The sequence below is a fragment of the Propioniciclava sp. genome (genome assembly GCF_036744435.1).
GTDB lineage: Bacteria > Actinomycetota > Actinomycetes > Propionibacteriales > Propionibacteriaceae > Propioniciclava.
On sequence record NZ_DAIOIA010000237.1, the window covers coordinates 1 to 1,729 of the forward strand.

Genomic DNA, 1,729 nt, shown 5'->3' on the forward strand with positions numbered 1-1,729 from the left:
AGCACCGTCTGCGGCTTCTCGAGCGTCGCCGGGGACAGCGGGGAGGACGTCTGGCTCGAGAGGTACAGCAGGAACAGGCTGTCGGGCTGGCTCAGGTTGAAGGTCACCGTGTTGTCGGCCGTCTTCTCATACGAGTCCACGAACCGCAGGCCCGGCGGGGAAGACGTCAGGTAGCCGGTGCTCTTGACCTTGTCGAAGTTCGCGATCACGGCGTCCGCGTTGAGCGGGGCGCCGTCGCTGAACGTGACGCCGTCGCGCAGCACGAGCGTCACCTGCTTGCCGTCATTGCCGAGCGAGTAGGAGGAGGCCAGCCACGGCTGGTACTCCCCCGACTCGGTGCGGTACAGGTAGGAGTCGAAAGCGTTGCGCAGGATGGGTCCGGCCTTGTCCTGGCCGTTGCGGTGCGGGTTGACCGTCTGCAGCTTCGTCTCGATGCCCCAGTACAGGGTGCCCCCGGCGACGGGTTCGCTGGCCGACGTGCTCGGCCCCGCCGCGGGCGTCGTCGCGGCGCAACCGGTCGCGGCGAGCGTGAGGATGCTGAGCGCGGCAGCTGCCGCGATGCGCCATCGGCGGACGCCCCGGCGAGTGGGGCTGGCGTGAGTGTTCATTTCGGTGGTTCTCCTGTTGGGTCTGCGAGTCTGCGGGCAGGGTCCAGCCACGAGACGCCGTCGGCGCCCGTGCCAAGTGCTTGGGGGTAGGTCTTAGTCCGCCTGTCGGCGGTCGGTACACAACCAGCGGATGCGTCCGCATCGCAGGGCACTCATGCGGCCACCGGCGTCAACGCCAGGGTGGGCACGGCGGCCAGGAGCGCCTTCGTGTAGTCCTGTTGCGGGTGATCGAACACCTCGTCGATCGGCCCGGATTCGATGACCCGGCCAGACTTCATGACGAGCACGTCATCGACTAGGTGATGCACCACGCCAAGATCGTGGGAGATGAACACCAGCGCGGTGCCGGTGCGCCGGTTCAGGTCGTCGAGCAGGTCGAGGATCTGGGCCTGGATGGACACGTCCAGCGCGGAGACGGGCTCGTCGCAGACCAGCACGGAGGGCCGCAGCGCGAGCGCGCGGGCGATGCTGACGCGTTGCCGCTGACCGCCCGAGAGGGCGCGCGGCATCGCGGGCAGCAGTTCCGGCTCCAGGTGGGTGAGTTCCAGGACCTCCCGGACGCGGGCGTCGCGGGCGGCGGCGTCCAGCACCCCCCGCAGCGGCTCGGCGATGATGTCGCCCACCGTGTACCGCGGGTCGAAGGAACCGAGCGGATCCTGGGAGATGAACTGGACGGAGCGGCGCGCCTGGACGCGGGCTTCCCCGTGCGCGGCGTTCCAGTCCACCCCGGCGACCTGGGCGCTGCCCGCGTCGGGGGTCTCGAGCCCGAGCAGGATGCGGGCCAGCGTGCTCTTGCCGGAGCCGGATTCGCCGACGATCCCCAGCTTCTGCCCGGGCGCGACGCTGAGGCTCACGCCGTCGACGGCCTGCAGCAGGCGGCGTCCGGGCAGTTCGAACGTCTTGCTGACGTCGGACGCCTCCAGCACGGCCCCACCCGTCTCGGCGACACGGACGGGCGCTTCCGTCTCGTGCGCGTCCTCGGGGGCGTCGCTGAGCCGGCGCCCGCGGGTCGCCGCCGACGGCACCGCCCGCAGCAACTGCCGGGTGTACTCGTGGCGCGGGTTGCCGAGCACCTCGGCGGTCGGCCCCGACTCGACCAGGACGCCGTCGCGCATCACCAG

2 protein-coding genes are annotated in these 1,729 nt (G+C 70.7%); both read right to left on the minus strand.

Translation table 11 applies throughout. The annotated features are described in order from the left end of the window. Positions 1-608, minus strand: a 608-nt coding sequence (locus V7E09_RS15580; RefSeq protein WP_324523735.1) for an ABC transporter substrate-binding protein, incomplete at its 3' end; no start/stop codon positions are given. A gap of 152 nt (positions 609-760) precedes the next feature. After that, positions 761-1,729 (minus strand): ABC transporter ATP-binding protein (locus V7E09_RS15585; RefSeq protein ID WP_324523736.1); only part of this gene is annotated, 969 nt, incomplete at its 5' end.